Annotated in this window: 13 protein-coding genes and 2 pseudogenes; 5 read left to right on the top strand and 10 right to left on the bottom strand. The window is 69.5% G+C overall.

The window, feature by feature from the left end:
* Window positions 1-107 precede the first annotated feature (107 nt).
* From ABZ833_RS26085 to ABZ833_RS26115, 7 genes and pseudogenes are all read right to left on the bottom strand, one after another.
* Window positions 108-878, bottom strand: coding sequence for an SRPBCC family protein (locus tag ABZ833_RS26085; protein WP_361050868.1), 771 nt, complete (start codon window positions 876-878; stop codon window positions 108-110).
* A 46-nt stretch (window positions 879-924) separates the two neighbouring features.
* Entirely contained in the window at window positions 925-2,493 is a 1,569-nt protein-coding gene (locus tag ABZ833_RS26090; RefSeq protein WP_361050871.1) for a polyamine aminopropyltransferase, read from the bottom strand.
* Between the two features lie 165 nt (window positions 2,494-2,658).
* Window positions 2,659-3,177, bottom strand: coding sequence for a DUF2617 family protein (locus ABZ833_RS26095; protein WP_361050874.1), 519 nt, complete (start codon window positions 3,175-3,177; stop codon window positions 2,659-2,661).
* Between the two features lie 312 nt (window positions 3,178-3,489).
* The gene (locus tag ABZ833_RS26100; RefSeq protein ID WP_361050877.1) at window positions 3,490-3,756 is read right to left on the bottom strand and encodes a hypothetical protein; all 267 of its coding nucleotides are present in this window, start codon (window positions 3,754-3,756) and stop codon (window positions 3,490-3,492) included.
* Between the two features lie 155 nt (window positions 3,757-3,911).
* Window positions 3,912-4,158 (bottom strand): annotated as a pseudogene (locus ABZ833_RS26105) (hypothetical protein); the annotation flags it as partial.
* Between the two features lie 252 nt (window positions 4,159-4,410).
* On the bottom strand, window positions 4,411-6,699 hold the full coding sequence (gene fxsT, locus ABZ833_RS26110; protein ID WP_361050881.1) for an FxSxx-COOH system tetratricopeptide repeat protein: 2,289 nt from the start codon (window positions 6,697-6,699) through the stop codon (window positions 4,411-4,413).
* Between the two features lie 35 nt (window positions 6,700-6,734).
* The gene (locus tag ABZ833_RS26115; RefSeq protein WP_361051791.1) at window positions 6,735-7,220 is read right to left on the bottom strand and encodes a hypothetical protein; all 486 of its coding nucleotides are present in this window, start codon (window positions 7,218-7,220) and stop codon (window positions 6,735-6,737) included.
* A 542-nt stretch (window positions 7,221-7,762) separates the two neighbouring features.
* On the opposite strand from ABZ833_RS26115, the gene ABZ833_RS26120 reads away from it, so the two are divergent.
* Entirely contained in the window at window positions 7,763-8,971 is a 1,209-nt protein-coding gene (locus ABZ833_RS26120; protein WP_361050884.1) for a pyridoxal phosphate-dependent aminotransferase, read from the top strand.
* A gap of 96 nt (window positions 8,972-9,067) precedes the next feature.
* Here ABZ833_RS26120 and ABZ833_RS26125 read toward each other — a convergent pair whose 3' ends face one another.
* On the bottom strand, window positions 9,068-9,607 hold the full coding sequence (locus tag ABZ833_RS26125) for a YbjN domain-containing protein (RefSeq protein WP_249588755.1): 540 nt from the start codon (window positions 9,605-9,607) through the stop codon (window positions 9,068-9,070).
* A gap of 190 nt (window positions 9,608-9,797) precedes the next feature.
* Window positions 9,798-12,383: pseudogene (gene clpB, locus ABZ833_RS26130) on the bottom strand (ATP-dependent chaperone ClpB); the annotation flags it as partial.
* A gap of 201 nt (window positions 12,384-12,584) precedes the next feature.
* On the opposite strand from clpB, the gene ABZ833_RS26135 reads away from it, so the two are divergent.
* Entirely contained in the window at window positions 12,585-13,013 is a 429-nt protein-coding gene (locus ABZ833_RS26135) for a pyridoxamine 5'-phosphate oxidase family protein (protein ID WP_361050887.1), read from the top strand.
* 114 nt (window positions 13,014-13,127) lie between these two features.
* Here ABZ833_RS26135 and ABZ833_RS26140 read toward each other — a convergent pair whose 3' ends face one another.
* Window positions 13,128-13,496, bottom strand: a complete 369-nt coding sequence (locus ABZ833_RS26140; protein WP_249588757.1) for a hypothetical protein — start codon at window positions 13,494-13,496, stop codon at window positions 13,128-13,130.
* Between the two features lie 304 nt (window positions 13,497-13,800).
* Between ABZ833_RS26140 and ABZ833_RS26145 the strand changes: the two genes are divergently transcribed.
* From ABZ833_RS26145 to ABZ833_RS26155, 3 genes are read left to right on the top strand one after another with little or no spacing between them, the layout of a single operon-like run.
* Complete coding sequence (locus tag ABZ833_RS26145; RefSeq protein ID WP_361050890.1) at window positions 13,801-14,790, top strand: helix-turn-helix transcriptional regulator; 990 nt, start codon at window positions 13,801-13,803, stop codon at window positions 14,788-14,790.
* Complete coding sequence (locus tag ABZ833_RS26150; protein WP_361050893.1) at window positions 14,787-15,770, top strand: LuxR C-terminal-related transcriptional regulator; 984 nt, start codon at window positions 14,787-14,789, stop codon at window positions 15,768-15,770. The genes ABZ833_RS26145 and ABZ833_RS26150 overlap by 4 nt, the downstream gene beginning before the upstream one ends.
* Before the next feature lie 17 nt (window positions 15,771-15,787).
* Window positions 15,788-16,768: a LuxR C-terminal-related transcriptional regulator gene (locus tag ABZ833_RS26155; protein WP_361050896.1), complete on the top strand. Its 981-nt coding sequence runs from the start codon at window positions 15,788-15,790 to the stop codon at window positions 16,766-16,768.
* Window positions 16,769-16,793: the final 25 nt, after the last annotated feature.

Below are 16,793 nucleotides of genomic sequence, written 5' to 3' on the forward strand. Positions count from 1 at the left end.
CAGACCCCGCTCCTCAAACGCCGGAGGGGCTGAATTTTCAGCCCCTCCGGCGTTTGAGGAGGCCCCCGCGCAGCGGGTTTTCGGGAAGGGGCGGGTTAGGGGACACATCATCGCCGGCGCCGAAGCGCCCGGCCCACAACAATCGCCGAGGCCAGCACCACCGCGGCGGCAGGCGCGGCCCACCGCAGCGTCGCGCTGGTGGACATCGACTCGGCCGCCGGCGCGGGCGCGTACCGCCCCCGGGGCGGCGCGTGGTCGACCTCCTCCGCGCTCCGGCCGATCATCGTCCGCCGGGCATGCGCGGCCTCCGCGGGCGGCACCAAGATCTCTTCCTCGGCTGCGTCGAACGACGAAGGCGGAACGTCCGTCTCGAAGACGGAGGCGGAGGCCGAGGCAGAGGGCGGATCGACAGGCTCCACCACAACGGGCTCAGGCTCAGGCTCCTCGGCCCCCCGCCCCAACCCCTCCGCGAACCGCTCGAGCAGCCTCCGCACCGCGCCCTCCACAGCCTGTGGAGAACTTTCGGAGACGCGCCCCTCGCCCGCGCCCGTACCGGAGAAGACCACCTGGGTCCCCTCGCCGCCCTCGGCGGGATCGAGCCGCACCACCAGCGAGAGCTTCACGGAGCCACCGCCCCGCACCTCCACGCCCTCGCCCTCGATCGCGAAGGAACCGTCGCCCCGCGACGCGACCCGCGCCGCGCCGCGGTACGTGATCGTGTGGCCGCCGACCCGCACCTTGAGACGGCCGGAGAGCGGTGACGCGGACTCGTCCGCGTCGCGCTGAAGTCCGGGCACCGCCCCAGCGACCTGCTCGGGGTCGCTCAGCACCTGCTGAAGACGGTCGGCGGGAACCGGAACGAACACCTCATGCTCCATGGCAACCGAGCCTACCCACGTGGCCGAGACCATGTACGTCAGTTCGTCAGTTCGCGTACCGCGGGTGCACCAGTGTGGAGGGGGTCAACCCCCGCATCCTCGTCCGTTCGGCGGACGCGACGTCCACCCGCAGCAGCCCGGCCGTCCGGGGCGGGTCGAGGACGGGGCGGGATCCGGCCGCGAGGACGAAGCCCCAGTCGCGCGGCGCCGACGCGCCGTCCGCCGTCCGGTCGGGGCCCGCCGCGAACCCGGAGAGGCGGCCGTCCACGCGGTACGGCTCGGTCCGCAGACCCGCCGCCCGCAGCGTCGCCTCCACCGTCCAGAAGACGCGGGGCCGCGCGGCGACGGGCCCCGCGTGCACGGAGAGGCGGCCGCCCGCGGCCAGGGCCCGGCACACGAGGCCGTAGAACTCCTGGGAGTAGAGCTTGGTGCTCGCGGTGATGCCGGGGTCAGGCAGATCGGAGATCACCACGTCGTACGTACGAGGGGGCGAGCGCAGCCAGCGGAACGCGTCGGCGTGCACCACGCGCACCCGGGGGTCGCGGTACACCTGCTCGTTCAGCTCGCTCAGCGCCGGGTCACTGCGCGCCAACTCCACCACGCCCCGGTCGAGTTCGACGATGTCCACCCGCCGCACCCCCGAGTGCCGCAGCACCTCGCGCGCCGCGAGGCCGTCACCGCCGCCCAGGATCAGCACGCGCGCGCGGCGGCCGTTCATCGCGGGGCCGACGAGCGCACGGTGGTAGCGGTGCTCGTCACGGCCGCTGACGCGCAGCCGCCCGTCGAGGTAGAGGTCGAGCGAGTCGAGCCTGCCGCCGGTGAGGACCACTTCCTGGACGTCGGTCTGCACGGCGACCCGTACGTCCTTGCCGTAGACCGCACGCCGCGCCGCCGCCTCGAAGTCGCCGACGAGCACGGCTGCGGCGGCGAGCACCCCGAGGACGGTGACGTTCGCGACGAGCAGTGCCCAGCGGCCGCGCACGCTCAGGTCGTGCCGGAAGAGGCCGAAGACGAGGGCGCCGCCCGCGAGCGCGTTGATCGCGCCGGTGATCAGCGCCCCGGTCAGCTGGCCGAGCAGGGGGAGCAGGAGGAAGGGGAAAGCGAGGCCGCCCACCAGCGCGCCCACGTAGTCGGCGGCGAACAGGTCCGAGACCGCGCCGCTGGGGTCCTGCCGTCTGATCCGCTGGATGAGCACCATCAGGAGCGGCACTTCGGCGCCGATGAGCAGGCCGATGGCGAGCGAGAACGCGACGAGCAGATACCGCGAGCCGCCCGCCCAGACCTCGCCCCGGTCGCCGGTCCAGGCGAACGCCGCGTACAAGGCCATGGCGCTCAGTCCGCCGACGAGCGCGAGCGCCGACTCGACCAGGCCGAATCCGGCGGCGGCCCGGCAGCGCAGGCGCTTGGCGAGCAGGGAGCCGATGCCCATGGCGAAGACCATCACCGAGAGGACCACCGACGCCTGCGTGACCGAGTCACCGATCAGGTACGAGGCGAGGGCGACCAGTTCGAGTTCGTACACCAGACCGCAGGCCGCGCAGATGAAGACGCCCGCCAGGACGAGGAACCGCCCCGTCCTGGGCGTCACGGGTAAATGCGTTGACGGCTCGATCACGTTGGGAACGCTACGTCACCGGACTCTCACGTCCGGTCACCCACAAGGGTGCATCTCGACGTCAGAGGTGTAAATGGGGCGCGGCAAGGGGCACTTGGTGACGCCCTGCTCGGCCCTTGGTCAGAGCGCCGCGAGCCGCCCGGCCGGGAGCCGCGAACCGCCCGGTCAGAGAATCGCCGGCATCCGAACTCCCACGCGAGTGCGGGTCGCGACGAGTTGCCCGTCCTGCGGATAGGCGTGCCAGGTGCGCCACTGCACCGAGCCCTCGTGCCGCTGCGCCAGCATCGCCGTGAACGCGTGCGGGCTGCCGGGGAAGACCCCGGCGAGGCCGTGCGGATGCTCGGCCACCAGGGCGAGCAGTTCCTGTGCGCGGCCCGCGAACTGGCCGCGCGAGAGGGTCTCGACGCGCGCCGCGAATTCGTACTCCCACTCGCCCAGGCGCTTGGAGACGCCGAGCGGGAGGGGCGTACTGCTGCCGGGGATGCAGGCGACGGTCTCGGAACAGGTGCCCTGCTCCTCTTCGAGGAGCACCTGGTGCGATGCCCCCAGGAGCCTCAACTCCATTTTGGCATCGGCGAGTTCGAGTTCGAGTGTGGCGAGCGCGGGCAGCGGCTCGCGCCCGAGGGTCCAGGCGAGGTCCGCGGCGCACGTGTCGGTATAGACAGTCTTCAGGGTCGTGAGCATGGGTCGGCTCCGCTAACACGCAATGGAGGTGGTGCCGGCGCACCCGGTCGGACACCGGGCGGCCGGAATGCCGGCTCGTGCCCAGCGAAGAGACGACCTGTTTGTCCAAGTCGTCCGTACGAGGGCGGTGCTGACGGTTAAGAGGGAATCATGGACTGCTGCACTGCCACAGCGTTTTTACCCAACTTCGGAGGGTTTCCATCCCCTCGGGGGCTGCACAGTTCAACTGTTCAATGGCTCAACGACAAAGTGCCCGGCAGGAGTTGCCTCCCACCGGGCACTTCAACAGATGGACGGACCAGCTGCCCCGTGTCAGCTGCCTCCGCCACCACCACAACCGCCACCGCCACCGCCGCCGCACGAAGAGCTGCCGCCGCAGGACGAACCGCCGCCACAGGAGCTGCCGCCGTGGTGGCCGCCACTGTCGCCGCCACCGACCCACCAGCCGCCACCGGCCGCGGACCCACCGGCCGTTCCGGAGTGCGACCGCTTACCGCTTCCCTTGCCGCCGGCAACCGCGAGTGCGACGACGACCAGAACAACCGCGACAAACACGAAGACCAGGATCATGACCTTCACGCCCCTTTCCGTTCCCCCGAAGCAGGCCCCCCGTGGGTCCGCGTTCTCTTTTCACGTTGTACTTGCGTGAAAGGGGAATGCCCCCGCGCACGCTGACCCAAAGCAGAGTTGAGCAAGTTCAGAGGGTTCTCGCGGGGCAAATGCCCCTGTCCTGCTCAGAGGGGCAGTTCATAGGCTGTTCGCACCTGACTGGTCCGTCCGTGGCCATGATTTCCTGCGGAGGAGGCTCCCAACCCCTGGCCGATGGCGCCACGGGCGCGCTCTCGGCTATCGGGCATTAGGCGGGCGTACACGCGCAATGCCAGCCCCGGATCGGCGGCCCATGTACTGGCTGACGGCCTTGATGTTCTCGCCCGCGTCCAAAAGCGCGGAAGCGTAGAAGTACCTCGGAGCGCGCATCCCGCGCGCTCGCGGGCCCTGGAGTGACCCGGACCATGGCTTGGGACCGCAGCGGGCCCGCTCGCCCGAGGCGAGCTGTATGCCTACTGGTCAACGACTCACCGCCCCTCGGTGCACCCCGCGTCGCTCGGCATCCGTTGACGCTAGGCGTGGGGCGGGACGCTTGAGGGCAGCGCTACGCGGCCATCGGATCGCCGCGAAGATCTGCTTTCGTGCGCCGGGCTGGTACAGGAACCAGAAGCATCGGGCCGAGTGTCATCTTTGGCCATCGAGCCACTCCAGCCAGGCGCGAGCGGTCAGAGTGTCGGGGTGGGTCTCGCCCTGGTTGGCGCGGCGCAGGGCGAGGATGGCCTCGAACTCGGTGCGGGCGGCCTCCAACTCGCCTTGATCTCGCAGAATCCCAGCAATTTCGTGCCGAGCGGTCAGAGTGTTCGGGTGGATCTCGCCCTGGTTGGCGCGGCGCAGGGCGAGGACAGCCTCGAACTCGGTGCGGGCGGCCTCCAACTCGCCCTGCTCTCGCAAAACCCCAGCAAGGTCGTGCCGGGTGGCCAGGGTGTCGGGGTGGGTCTCGCCCTCGTTGACGCGACGCAGGGCGAGGATGGCCTCGAACTCGGTGCGGGCGGCCTCCAAGTCGCCCTGCTCTCGCAGAGCCCCAGCAAGGTTGTGCCGGGTGGTCAGAGTGTCAGGGTGGGTCTCGCCTAGATGCTCATGGGATAGGGCGAGGACGGCCTCGAACTCGGTACGGCCTGCCTCCAACTCGCCCTGTGCTCGCAAGACCCCAGCAAGGTTGTGCCGGGCGGTCAGAGTGTCAGGGTGGGTCTCGCCATCGTTGACGCGACGCAGGGCGAGGACGGCCTCGTAGTCGGTGCGGGCGGCCTCCAACTCGCCTTGATCTCGCAGAACCCCAGCAAGTTCGTGTCGGGTGGACAGAGTTTCGCGGTGGGTTTCGCCTAGATGCTCGCGATGCAGGGCGAGGACGGCCTCGTACTCGGTGCGGGCTGTCTCCAACTCGCCCTGATCTCGCAAAACCCCAGCAAGGTTGTGCCGGGCGGTCAGAGTGTCAGGGTGCGTCTCGCCTCGATGCTCGCGGGACAGGGCGAGGACAGCCTCGCACTCCGTGCGCGCCTGGTGATACTGACCCCGGACCCGGAGATAACGGGCTGCGAATCCTCCCGCGTCGGCGGCCTCCAACATGACGGGGATGGGCAGTGCGGCAGCGCGGGCGCTGTGAAACAGGTACTGAGCGTGTGGCTGGAGCAGCTGCCAGTGGCCCCGATAGGCGGGGTCCTCCGGGATGCCCGTCTCGTCGGACCATGTGGCGCTGTGCAGTGCACCAATGGCTGTCGTGAGGGACGTCTGGCTAGAGGTGGCAGCGCGAACGAGGGGATGCACCCGCACCGTTGGAGGGATCGCCTCCGCGTTGGACTCGGCAAGATCGAGGAGGCCGACGCTCGAAAGAGCCGTCAGCAATTTCCAGATGCCGGGGCCATCAAGCTCGGTGAGTACTCCAGCGCCGTCCAGGGCGGTCGGGGTGAGGAGCAAGGTGTAGGGCAGTGGAGCGTCGGCGAATGCGCTGATCAGTTCCAGCAATGGCCGGGCAAGTACGTCGCCTCGCTTCTCCAGCAGCTCCATGGACATGGCCCACGCCTGGCCGATCACATTGGCGCGGTCGACGTGGCGGAGATCTTCGTCCAGGGCCCGGCAGTAGGACGAGAAGTCGGTGGGAGTGCCGCGCTCACGATAGGCGGCCGGCACCTGGTTGGCCTCGGCCAGATACGTGCCGGCCAGGCGCAGGGCCAGCGGAAGGCCGCCGAGGCGGGTGGCCAGTTGGCGGGCATCGTCCTCCGTGCCTGCGGCGGGCGGTGCGTGGTCCCGCAGGATCTGCACCGCGTCGGCGATCTCGTCCTCGCCGGACAGGGGACGCACGGAGTGCGGGGCACACATGCTGCCCCAGGTTTCGGCGCTGCTGACGCGGGAGGTGATCAGAACGCTCCCCACCGGATTGGCATGGGGGCGAAGCCAGCCGGTACCGGCCCGCAGGCTGCCCGGGCCGTCCAGCAGTGCGGGGTCATCGGCGTTGTCCACCACGAGCAGCCAGGGTGCGGTCAGCTGGGACAGGTGCGCCCACAGCACATCCACCGCATCTCCGGCGTTCAACTGCTCATCCGTGGCCCCGGCATGGCGGGCCACGGCACGGAACCCGGCCTCCAACGTGGTGTCCTGGCGGGCATCGACCCACCACACCCGATGCCCCACGCTCGCGCAGCGGTGGGCAACTTCCAAGGCCAGGGACGTCTTTCCACACCCACCCATGCCGCACAGAACCTGTATCTGCCGCTCGATGCCTGGGCTGTCGATGCCTGGGCTGAGCGCCGACTCCAAGTTCCGCAGCAGTACGTCGCGGCCTCGCAGAGGGCGATAGGGGTCACGCAGCCCCAGTGGCGGTACCACGGTGACCCGCTCCGGCCTTCGATCCCCTGCTCCACCGACGTAGATGTTCCGCGCATGCAGAGAGTGGGCTGCGACTCCGTGGAGAGCCGACACGCCGGAGGGCGGGCCCCCCGTGCTCCCGGGTGCGGTCAGGGCTGGTCCGGACCCGGCTGCGGAGGGTTTCCCAGCCGCATGTCTCCCTCGATGTGAGCCGCCCCCGCCGCGAACGAACCACGGTCAGCCTTGATGTTCATGTCCCGCCCCGCGGCGGCACCGCCGGTCTCGGCCGATACCCCGCCGGCGCCAGCCGTCTCGGCCTCCTTCAGCAGAAGCTGCAGCGCGGTCGCTGCTTCCTCGCGCTCCTCGTCCGAAAGCTCCTCCAGGAAGCTCTCGATACGGGTCTGCCATACCGCCTCATGCCGAAGGCGTGCCCGTTCGGCATCGTCGCCGGCTACCGCGAGTTCGGCCGCGCTGCGATCCAGCCGTTCCAGCTCTGCCCGTTCACGCGTCTGATCCCCGCGCCCGAACCATGCTGCGATCTTGCTGCGCAGTCCGCTCCACGCGTCCGTGCCCGCGGCTTGCGCCACCGCTACGCCGCCCGCTGTCGCCAGCGCGATCAACGACTCCGCCAACATCGCCGCCACCCCCGTGAGTAGATGCCTGCCTGGAGAGACTCTGTACCGACGCCCCCGGCAGCACCCTTCGAGTTTCCAACGCTCTGCGGGCGATGCCAAGGTTCCAGACACCTCGAACGTGATGACGTGGACGAAGACGAGCACGACATGTCGGGGCGCCTCACCTTGTCCAAAAAATCGAACATGTGATCTAGTCGAATGTATGGAACCTTCGATTCCCGATGACCTGGTACGCATGCAGCGGGAGTGGACTGCGACCTACGTGCAGCTTGCCCAGCAGCCGGGGCGCACTGCACTCCGCCGCCGATTGCTGGCGCTCTCCATCGCTCTGGCGCGGCATCCGCTGAGCCCTGCCGAGCGGGCCGAGCTACGGCAGCGCGCCCGCTCGCGTGGGACCGGACAGTGAGCCCAAGGAGCATCGGCAATGACCGACAACGGCCGACAACCACGGCTCCGCCGCAGGTCAGAAGCTGCGCCTCGGGCATCGCTTCAGGCCGTCACGCCCATACGTGAGTTGAGGAACTCCAGAGATTCGGCGCAGGATGGCGGCCATGACCTCCACTTCCGGGAACGGGCGCCCGCTGCTCAACCGCCGCCTCGCCGAGTTCGGTACGACGATTTTCGCCGAGATGTCTGCGCTTGCCGTGAAAACGGGGGCCATCAACCTCGGCCAGGGTTTCCCGGACACCGACGGTCCCGAGGAGATCCGCGAGGCCGCGGTGCGTGCCCTGCGTGACGGGCGCGGCAATCAGTACCCGCCGGGCCCCGGCATCCCCGAGCTCCGCACCGCCGTCGCCGAGCACCAGCAGCGGCAGTACGGCCTCGCGTACGACCCCGACCGCGAGGTCCTGGTCACGGCGGGCGCCACCGAGGCGATCGCGGCGTCCCTGCTCGCCCTGGTCGAGCCCGGCGACGAGGTGATCGCCCTGGAGCCGTACTACGACTCGTACGCGGCGTCGATCGCCCTGGCCGGCGGCAAGCGCGTGCCCGTGACGCTGCGCCCGGACGCCGCCGAGGGACGCTTCCGGCTCGACCTGGACGAGCTGCGCGACGCGATCACGCCCCACACCCGGCTGCTGCTCCTGAACACCCCGCACAACCCGACCGGCACGGTCCTGACCCGCGCGGAGCTCACCGAGATCGCGAAGCTCGCGGTCGAGCGCGACCTCCTCGTGGTCACGGACGAGGTCTACGAGCACCTCGTCTTCGACGACGGCGACGGCACCACGCACATCCCCCTCGCCTCGTTCCCCGGCATGCGCGAGCGCACGGTGACGATCGGCTCCGCGGGCAAGACGTTCTCGTACACCGGCTGGAAGGTCGGCTGGATCACGTCCACGCCCGAGCTCGTGACGGCGGTCCGGTCTGCGAAGCAGTTCCTCACCTATGTGTCTTCAGGGCCCTTCCAGTACGCGATCGCGGAGGCGCTCGCCCTGCCTGACTCGTACTTCGCGTCCTTCCGCGAGGGCATGCGCGCCAAGCGGGACCTCCTGAGCGAGGGGCTCACGGCTGCGGGCTTCGACGTCTACCGCCCGGCGGGCACGTACTTCATCACCACCGACATCCGCCCCCTCGGCGAGAGCGACGGCTTCGCCTTCTGCCGGGCCCTGCCCGAGCGCGTCGGCGTGGTCGCCATCCCGAACGCGGTCTTCTACGACCACCGCGAGGCCGGAGCGCCGTTCGTGCGCTTCGCGTTCTGCAAGAAGGACGAGGTCCTGGCGGAAGCGGTCTCGCGGCTCAAGTCGCTGTGACCCGCGCAGGTCGCACGTCTCCGTAACGCGAAAGCCCGGCCGGGACGCCCGCCACCAAGTGGCGCGCTTCCGGCCGGGCTCTCGTCCGGACGTGGCCTAGGCCTCGTCCTCGGGCTTCTCTTCACCCTCGGTGGCGTCGACCTCGGCCTCGAGGCCGAGCTGCTCGACGAGCCACTTGTCGAACTCGATCGCGGCGCGCACCCAGCTGACCGTCGACGACACGAAGTGCTCGAGCGAGACTCCGGTGCCGATCAGCATCTGTGCCTCGCCGATGAGGCGGACGGTGCCGTCGTCGTGGGTGTGCGTGTAGACCTTCGGCCACAGGGTGCGGCGGTTCCAGTCGTCGATCGCCTCGAGGAGCTGGGACTTCTCTTCGATGCCGTGCGCGCGGTCGTAGAACGTCCGCACCGAGAAGACCTGCTGGTCCCCTTCGCCACGGAACATGAAGTACGTGCGGAACTCCTCCCACGGCGCCGCGAGGTCACCCTCTTCGTCGACGACGTGCTTGAGCTCCATCTGGTCCAGGAGCTGCTTGACCAGGTCCTGGTCGGGGACAACGGGGCCCGCCGGTCCATCGCCCTGCTGCGGTTCGGGCTGTCCCCCGAAATTCGGAATCGAGGACGGGTCGATGCTCACGTGCTTAGTCCCTTCGTACGGATTCCGCCATCCTGCCCCATGTCGGGCGGGGGCCCGCAACCCCCGCCCCCGATGTGACCGGGTTATGCCGTCCTGAAGCCCTTCACAGGGTCTTTCCCGCTGAATTTCCGCCCGTGCCTCCGGCTGTATTTCCGGCGTCCTCTCCCGTCACGCCCGTCACGCCCGTCGCGCCCGTCGCTGGACCGACGATCAGACCGTCCCCGAAGGTGTCCACACGCACCGTGTCGCCGTCCTTCACCTCGCCCGAGAGGATCTCCTTGGCGAGCCGGTCGCCGATGGACGTCTGGATGAGGCGCCGCAGGGGCCGCGCTCCGTACGCCGGGTCGTTGCCCTCTTCCGCCAGCCACGCGAGCGCCTCCGGGGAGACCTCCAGCGTGAGCCGCCGCTCGGCGAGCCTCTTCGCGAGGCGGTCGATCTGCAGCTCGGCGATGTGCGCGAGCTCGTCCTTGCTGAGCGCGGAGAAGACCACGAGGTCGTCGAGCCGGTTGAGGAACTCCGGCTTGAAAGAGGCCCGTACGACGTCCAGGACCTGCTGCTTCTTCTCCTCCGGGGAGGTCGTCGGCTCGACGAGGTACTGGCTGCCGAGGTTCGACGTCAGGACGAGGATGGTGTTGCGGAAGTCCACCGTCCGCCCCTGCCCGTCGGTGAGCCGCCCGTCGTCGAGGACCTGGAGCAGCACGTCGAAGACTTCCGGGTGCGCCTTCTCGACCTCGTCGAGCAGGACGACGCTGTACGGGCGCCTGCGCACGGCCTCGGTGAGCTGGCCGCCCTCCTCATAGCCGACGTACCCGGGCGGGGCGCCGACCAGCCTGGCCACGCTGTGCTTCTCGCCGTACTCGCTCATGTCGATGCGGACCATGGCGCGCTCGTCGTCGAAGAGGAAGTCCGCGAGGGCCTTCGCCAGCTCGGTCTTGCCGACGCCGGTCGGGCCCAGGAAGAGGAACGAGCCGGTGGGGCGGTCGGGGTCGGCGATACCGGCCCGCGTGCGGCGCACGGCGTCCGACACCGCCTGCACGGCCTCGGTCTGGCCGATGAGCCGCTTGCCGAGCTCCTCCTCCATGCGCAGGAGCTTCTGCGTCTCGCCCTCCATGAGGCGTCCCGCGGGGATGCCGGTCCAGGCTCCGACCACATCGGCGATGTCGTCGGGACCGACCTCCTCCTTGACCATGGTGTCCTTGGAGACCTCTTCCTCGGCCTCGGAAGCGACCTCCAGGTCGTGTTCGAGGGCGGGGATCTCTCCGTAGAGCAGCTTGCTCGCGGTGTCGAAGTCGCCGTCGCGCTGGGCGCGTTCGGCCGTGCCGCGCAGCTCGTCGAGCTTCTCCTTCAGCTCACCGACGCGGTTGAGGGACTGCTTCTCCTTCTCCCAGCGCGCGTTGAGCCCGCGCAGCTCCTCCTCCTTGTCGGCGAGGTCGCGCCGCAGCCTTTCGAGGCGCTCCTTGCTCGCGGGGTCGGTCTCCTTGCTGAGGGCGAGCTCCTCCATCTTCAGGCGGTCGACGGCGCGCTGGAGTTCGTCGATCTCCAGGGGCGACGAGTCGATCTCCATGCGCAGCCGGGACGCGGCCTCGTCGACGAGGTCGATGGCCTTGTCGGGAAGGAAACGCGAGGTGATGTACCGGTCGGAGAGCGCGGCGGCCGCGACGAGCGCGCTGTCGGCGATCTGGACCTTGTGGTGGGCCTCGTACCGCCCCTTGAGCCCGCGGAGGATGGCGATGGAGTCCTCGACGCTCGGCTCGTCGACCAACACCTGCTGGAAGCGCCGTTCGAGCGCCGGGTCCTTCTCGATCCGCTCGCGGTACTCGTCGAGGGTGGTCGCACCGACCATGCGCAGCTCGCCGCGGGCGAGCATGGGCTTGAGCATGTTGCCGGCGTCCATGGCGGAGTCGCCGCCCGCTCCGGCGCCCACGACGGTGTGCAGCTCGTCGATGAAGGTGATGATCTGCCCGTCGCTCTCCTTGATCTCGGAGAGGACGGTCTTGAGGCGCTCCTCGAACTCACCGCGGTACTTGGCGCCCGCGACCATGGCCCCCAGGTCGAGCGAGACGAGCCGCTTGTTCTTGAGGGACTCGGGGACGTCCCCCTTCACGATGCGCTGCGCGAGCCCTTCGACGACGGCGGTCTTGCCGACGCCGGGCTCGCCGATGAGGACGGGGTTGTTCTTCGTGCGCCGGGACAGGACCTGCACCACGCGCCGGATCTCCTGATCCCGCCCGATGACGGGATCGAGCTTGCCCTCCCTGGCCGCGGCGGTGAAATCGGTGCCGAACTTCTCCAGGGCCTTGTACTGCCCCTCCGGGTCCTGAGTGGTCACCCGGCGTCCTCCCCTTGCCTTCTCGAACGCGTCGAGCAGCTTCTTCGCACTGGCCCCGTGCTGGCTCAGGACCTCACCCGCGGGACCGCCCTTGGCGGCGATGCCGATCAGCAGATGCTCGGTGGAGAGGTAATCATCGCCCAGCTCCTTCGCCCGCTGCGAGGCGTCGGCGATGACCGCGAGCAGGTCGCGGTTGGGCTGCGGCGGCGCGACGGTGGAGCCCGTGACGCTGGGCAGGGTGCTCAGCGCCCGCTCGGCGTCGGCGCGGACGGCGGCCTGGTCGGCCTCGACCGCGGCGAGCAGGTCGGTGATGTTCTCGTTGTCCTGCCCCTCGAGCAGCGCGAGCAGCAGATGCGCGGGGGTCAGGTCGGGGTGCCCGTCCTTCACGGCCAGGTTGCTGGCCGCGTTGATCGCGTCCCGGCTCCTGTTGGTCAGCTCGGCGTCCACGTAGTCGTCTCCTCCTTGCGATCCGTATGGCGTACGGCTCGTGTGGCGTACGGCCTGGCGGGCGCCCATCCGCCCCACCTGACTTAAACAGCGTACATAAAGTTGAGTCTATTCCACTCAAGGAAGCGAGGGCAGGGTGCGTGGGAAGGGCGAGGGCGGGGTGCACGCGGGCTGCGGTCGGGCGGCGGTTAGGTTCGCTGCATGGCCATGGACCCGCACAACCCGACCCCCGCCTACCTCAGCTTCTGGCGCGAACGGCATCTGTGCACGCTGACGACACTGCGCCCGGACGGCACCCCGCACGTCGTGCCGGTCGGCGTGACGTACGACCCGGAGGCGGGGGTGGCCCGCGTCCTTGCGAGCAGGTCGAGCGCGAAGGTCTCCCACGTCCTCGCGGCGACGGCTCCCGGCGCGGAGGGGCCGGGGGCGCGGGTGGCGGTCTGCCAGGTCGACGGGCGGCGCTGGGCGACGCTGGAGGGGTACGCGCGGGTGCGTACGGAGGAGGCGGAGATCGCGGAGGGCGAGCGGCGCTACGAGGAGCGGTACGAGAGGGCTCCGCGGGTGAATCCGAACCGCGTGCTGATCGAGATCACGCTGACGCGGGCGATGGGGAACAAGGCGGCTAGCTGACACCGGCGGCGGACCGGGTCCGCGCACACCACAGCGGCGCCACCGTGTTCAGGTCCACGGTGGCGCCGCTGCTGGGGGAAGCACCTGCGCGATGTACAACGACGGGGGATCGCGTCAGGCGCTGCGGGGGGTGGCTGTGATGGCTCTTGTAGTGCTCGAACTCTGCTGGTCCTGCTGCTCTCCGGGCCGGCCGGGTTCACCGACCAGCTGGTGGTCACGCCGGTCGAGATTGACGAAGACCATCCCGTACCGAATGGCACACCGCACTGGCTGCGGGGCGCCGCGCGGCTTGCGGAGGCACCGGTAGGCCCGGATCTCCTCCTCGTCGTCACGGGTGACGACTACCGGCTCACCGAGGAGCGTGACCATCAACGAGTCGCCTGCGTGGGGTATCGCGGTGGCGAGATCGATGAAGTGCCAACCGGATCGGTAGGCGGTGGCCATTTCTCGGCGGAAGGTGCGGTCGTCGGGAGGAGTGCTCATGCCTTCGCTCCCGCCGGACCGATGTGCCAGCCAAGGTCCGTGGACGGAGCTGAAACGGAACTCGTACTCGCTGGCTCGCTGTGCCACCCGAGATCGAGAGCACTCGTCGCTCCCATGACCAGCCCTGCGGAGAAGGTGGTGACAAGCACCGAGCGAAGCATGCGCTTAAACATGGTCGGCTTCGTCCTCACTTGGTAGGTTCCTCTCCCCCGGCTCAACAAGACGATGTCTCAATCGAGCACGTCAAAGCCACAGGGTCGATGCATCATGTTCCTGCACGTTCAGGACCCTGGGGGGTGGAGATTTGCTTACAACAAGTGCGAAACCGACACATCCTCACCCCGCCGTCCCCCTTTGCGACGAGGGGTCGAGGCTGTACGCCACCGCTCTCGGCAACGGCCGCTTGGCACGCGCCGAGGCCGAGAACGCTCCTTGCCTACTGGAATCCGCTCTGCTGCATCCGGATCCGGACGACGCGGACTGGCTGCGGCCGGTTTCCCCGTCCGCCGCACTCGCACAGCGCCTCCATCCCATCGAGCAGGAAATCAAGGATCGGCGGCGGCTCGCCGTTCAACTTGCCGATATCTTTGAGCCATTCATGGCCATCACGGCACATGAGGAACCGGTGACCCACGCGATCACCGTTCTGGAGGGCGAGGCCCGCATCAACGCGGCCATCGAGCGCGCCACGGCGGAGTGCCGTTTCGAGGTGCTCACCGTCCAGCCGGGGGGAGGCCGCAGCGAGAAGACCCTCAACGTCGCGCTGCAGCGCGGGCAGACCGTCCTCGACCGCGGCATCTCCATGCGCACCATCTATCAGCACACCATGAGACACAGCCAGGGAACCCTGGCCTACGCGGCGCGCATGTCCCAGGAGAACGTGGAGATACGGACCCTGGAAGAAGTGATCGACCGGATGATGATCTTCGATCGTGCCGTCGCGCTCATCCCCGCGCGCGCCGATCGCGACGTCGCCCTGGAGCTCCGCCATCCCGGCCTGGTCGAGTACCTCGCCAAGGTCTTCGAGCAGCAGTGGCGCTGGGCGACTCCGCTTCTCGACGAGGTTCCCTACCCTCCCTCGACCGACGGCATCACCGGTGTCCAGCGCTCCATAGCCAAACTCCTCGTGGAGGGCCACGTCGACGAGGCCATCGCCCGTCGCCTCGGCATGAACGTCCGCACCTGCCGCGCCCACATAGCCAAGATCGCCGCCGCCCTGGGCAGCGGCAGCCGGGCCCAACTCGGCTACCTCATCGCCCATTCGGACATCCTCGAGCAGGACCGCCCGAGGTGACCACCGAACCCCACTCCCACGGCCCTGACGAGTTGTGCGAGGCGGGGACAGAGCTGTACATCCGGGCGCTGCGGGAGAACCACGTCCCACGCCAGGACGCCGCATCGGCACCCTGCCTGGTCGACTTCGGGCTCCTGTACCCGGACGAGGCGGACGCGCGGCGGCTGAGACCGAGGCCGCCCGCCGTCGCCCTGCCCCAGCTCCTCGGGGCCGTCGCCCAAGACATCGCGGACCAGCGCGACCAGCAGATGCGCCTCGCCGCGGCGTTCGCACCGCTCATGAACCTCAGGACAGGCACCGTCCCCGTCCCCGCCACCACCCGAGGCGCAGCCGTCACCGTGCTGCGAGGGCTCCCCCGGATCAACGAAGCCATCGACCGGGCCGTGGCGGCGACCTCAGAGGAAGTACTCACGATCCAGCCCGGCGGCGCCCGGCCGCCCGACCTGTTGGTGACCGCCGTCCCGCCCGAGCAGTCGATGCTCTCCCGGGGGGCCCGGATGCGGACCCTCTACCAGCACACGACGCGCCATTCCCTGGCCACCCTCGCCCACTTCGAGCAGCTCGACGGCGACGTCGAGGTCCGCACGCTGGACGAGGTGACGGAGCGGCTGCTCGTGTTCGACCGCACCGTCGCGTTCATTCCCGCCGACGCGGAACGCTCCGCCGCCCTGGAGCTCCGGCATCCCGCCGTCATCGAGTTCCTCGTCACGGCCTTCCACCGCCTGTGGCACCTGGCGACGCCCATGTTCCCGCACACGGCACCGCAGCCCGCGAGAGACGGCATCACGGCCCGCCAGCGCGCCATAGCCACCCTCCTCACCGAGGGCCTCACCGACACCGAGATCGCCGCTCGCCTCGGCATGAACGTCCGCACGGCCCGCGTCCACATCGCCAAGCTCGCCACCGTCCTCGGCAGCCAGAGCCGGACCCAGCTCGGCTATCTCATAGGCCGGTCGGGGATTCTGAACTCCGGGACATGAGAGCGGAGGCCGGAGAAGTGGACACGGCAGACACAGCCATCGAGCACGTACCGCACCCCGCCGAGCAGCCCTGTGAGCCGGGCCTTGCCGTCTACTCCCGCGCCCTGCGCGAGGGCCGCATCCGCAGCGAGGACGCCGCGCGGACGCCGTGCCTCGTCGACTTCGGCCTCCTGCACCCCGGCCTGGACGACATGCGGTGGCTGCACCCCACCGCCCCCGCCGTCGCCCTGCCCCGCCTGCTCCGCACCTTCGAGGACCGCGTCGCGGACCAGCGGCACCTGGAGTCGCGGCTCACCTCGGCGTTCGAGCCGTTCATCGCCCTGCACGCGGGAGTCGACTCCGCGGAAGGGGTGCCCGCCATCACCGTCCTCGACGGTCTGGAGCGCATCAACGCAGCCATCGACCGCGCCATGCGCGACGTCACCGAGGAGTTCCTCGCCATCCAGCCCGGCGGCACCCGCCCTCCGGAGACCTTGGCCGAAGCGCTCCCCCGGGACCAGGCGATCCTCAGCCGCGGCTGCCGTATGCGCACGCTCTACCAGCACACCACACGCCATTCCCTGCCCGTGCTCGGCTACTTCGAGCAGCTCGACGGCGACGCCGAGGCCCGCACCCTCGACGAAGTCACCGAGCGCCTCTTCGTCTTCGACCGGACCGTGGCCTTCATCCCGGCCAGCAAGGACCGCAGCGTGGCCCTCGAACTGCGCCACCCGGGCCTCGTCGAGTACTTCGCCACCACGTTCTGGCGGCTGTGGCGCCTCGCCACACCCATGTGGCCCCAGGCCGCGCCCCAGCCCGCCGAGAACGGCATCACGCCTCGCCAGCGCGCCATCACCAAGCTCCTCGTCGAGGGCCTGACCGACGCCGAAATCGCGGAACGTCTCGGCATGAACATCCGCACGGCCCGCGTCCACATAGCCAAACTCGCCACGACCCTGGGCAGCCGGAGCCGCGCCCAACTCGGCTATCTCATAAGCCAGTCGGGGATCCTGGAGTGACGAGCTGCTCCGAACCGCCCAGCAG

Origin of the sequence: Streptomyces sp. NPDC047525 (assembly GCF_040643025.1) — a bacterium.
Lineage (GTDB): Bacteria > Actinomycetota > Actinomycetes > Streptomycetales > Streptomycetaceae > Streptomyces > Streptomyces durmitorensis.

Bases quoted from the DNA above. Each gene is read 5' to 3' on its own strand.
- ABZ833_RS26085 (WP_361050868.1), bottom strand. From the start codon at position 878: ATGGAGCATGAGGTGTTCGTTCCGGTTCCCGCCGACCGTCTTCAGCAG.
- ABZ833_RS26115 (WP_361051791.1), bottom strand. From the start codon at position 7,220: ATGTTGGCGGAGTCGTTGATCGCGCTGGCGACAGCGGGCGGCGTAGCG.
- ABZ833_RS26140 (WP_249588757.1), bottom strand. From the start codon at position 13,496: ATGAGCACTCCTCCCGACGACCGCACCTTCCGCCGAGAAATGGCCACC.
- ABZ833_RS26095 (WP_361050874.1), bottom strand. From the start codon at position 3,177: ATGCTCACGACCCTGAAGACTGTCTATACCGACACGTGCGCCGCGGAC.
- ABZ833_RS26135 (WP_361050887.1), top strand. From the start codon at position 12,585: ATGGCCATGGACCCGCACAACCCGACCCCCGCCTACCTCAGCTTCTGG.
- ABZ833_RS26120 (WP_361050884.1), top strand. From the start codon at position 7,763: ATGGCGGCCATGACCTCCACTTCCGGGAACGGGCGCCCGCTGCTCAAC.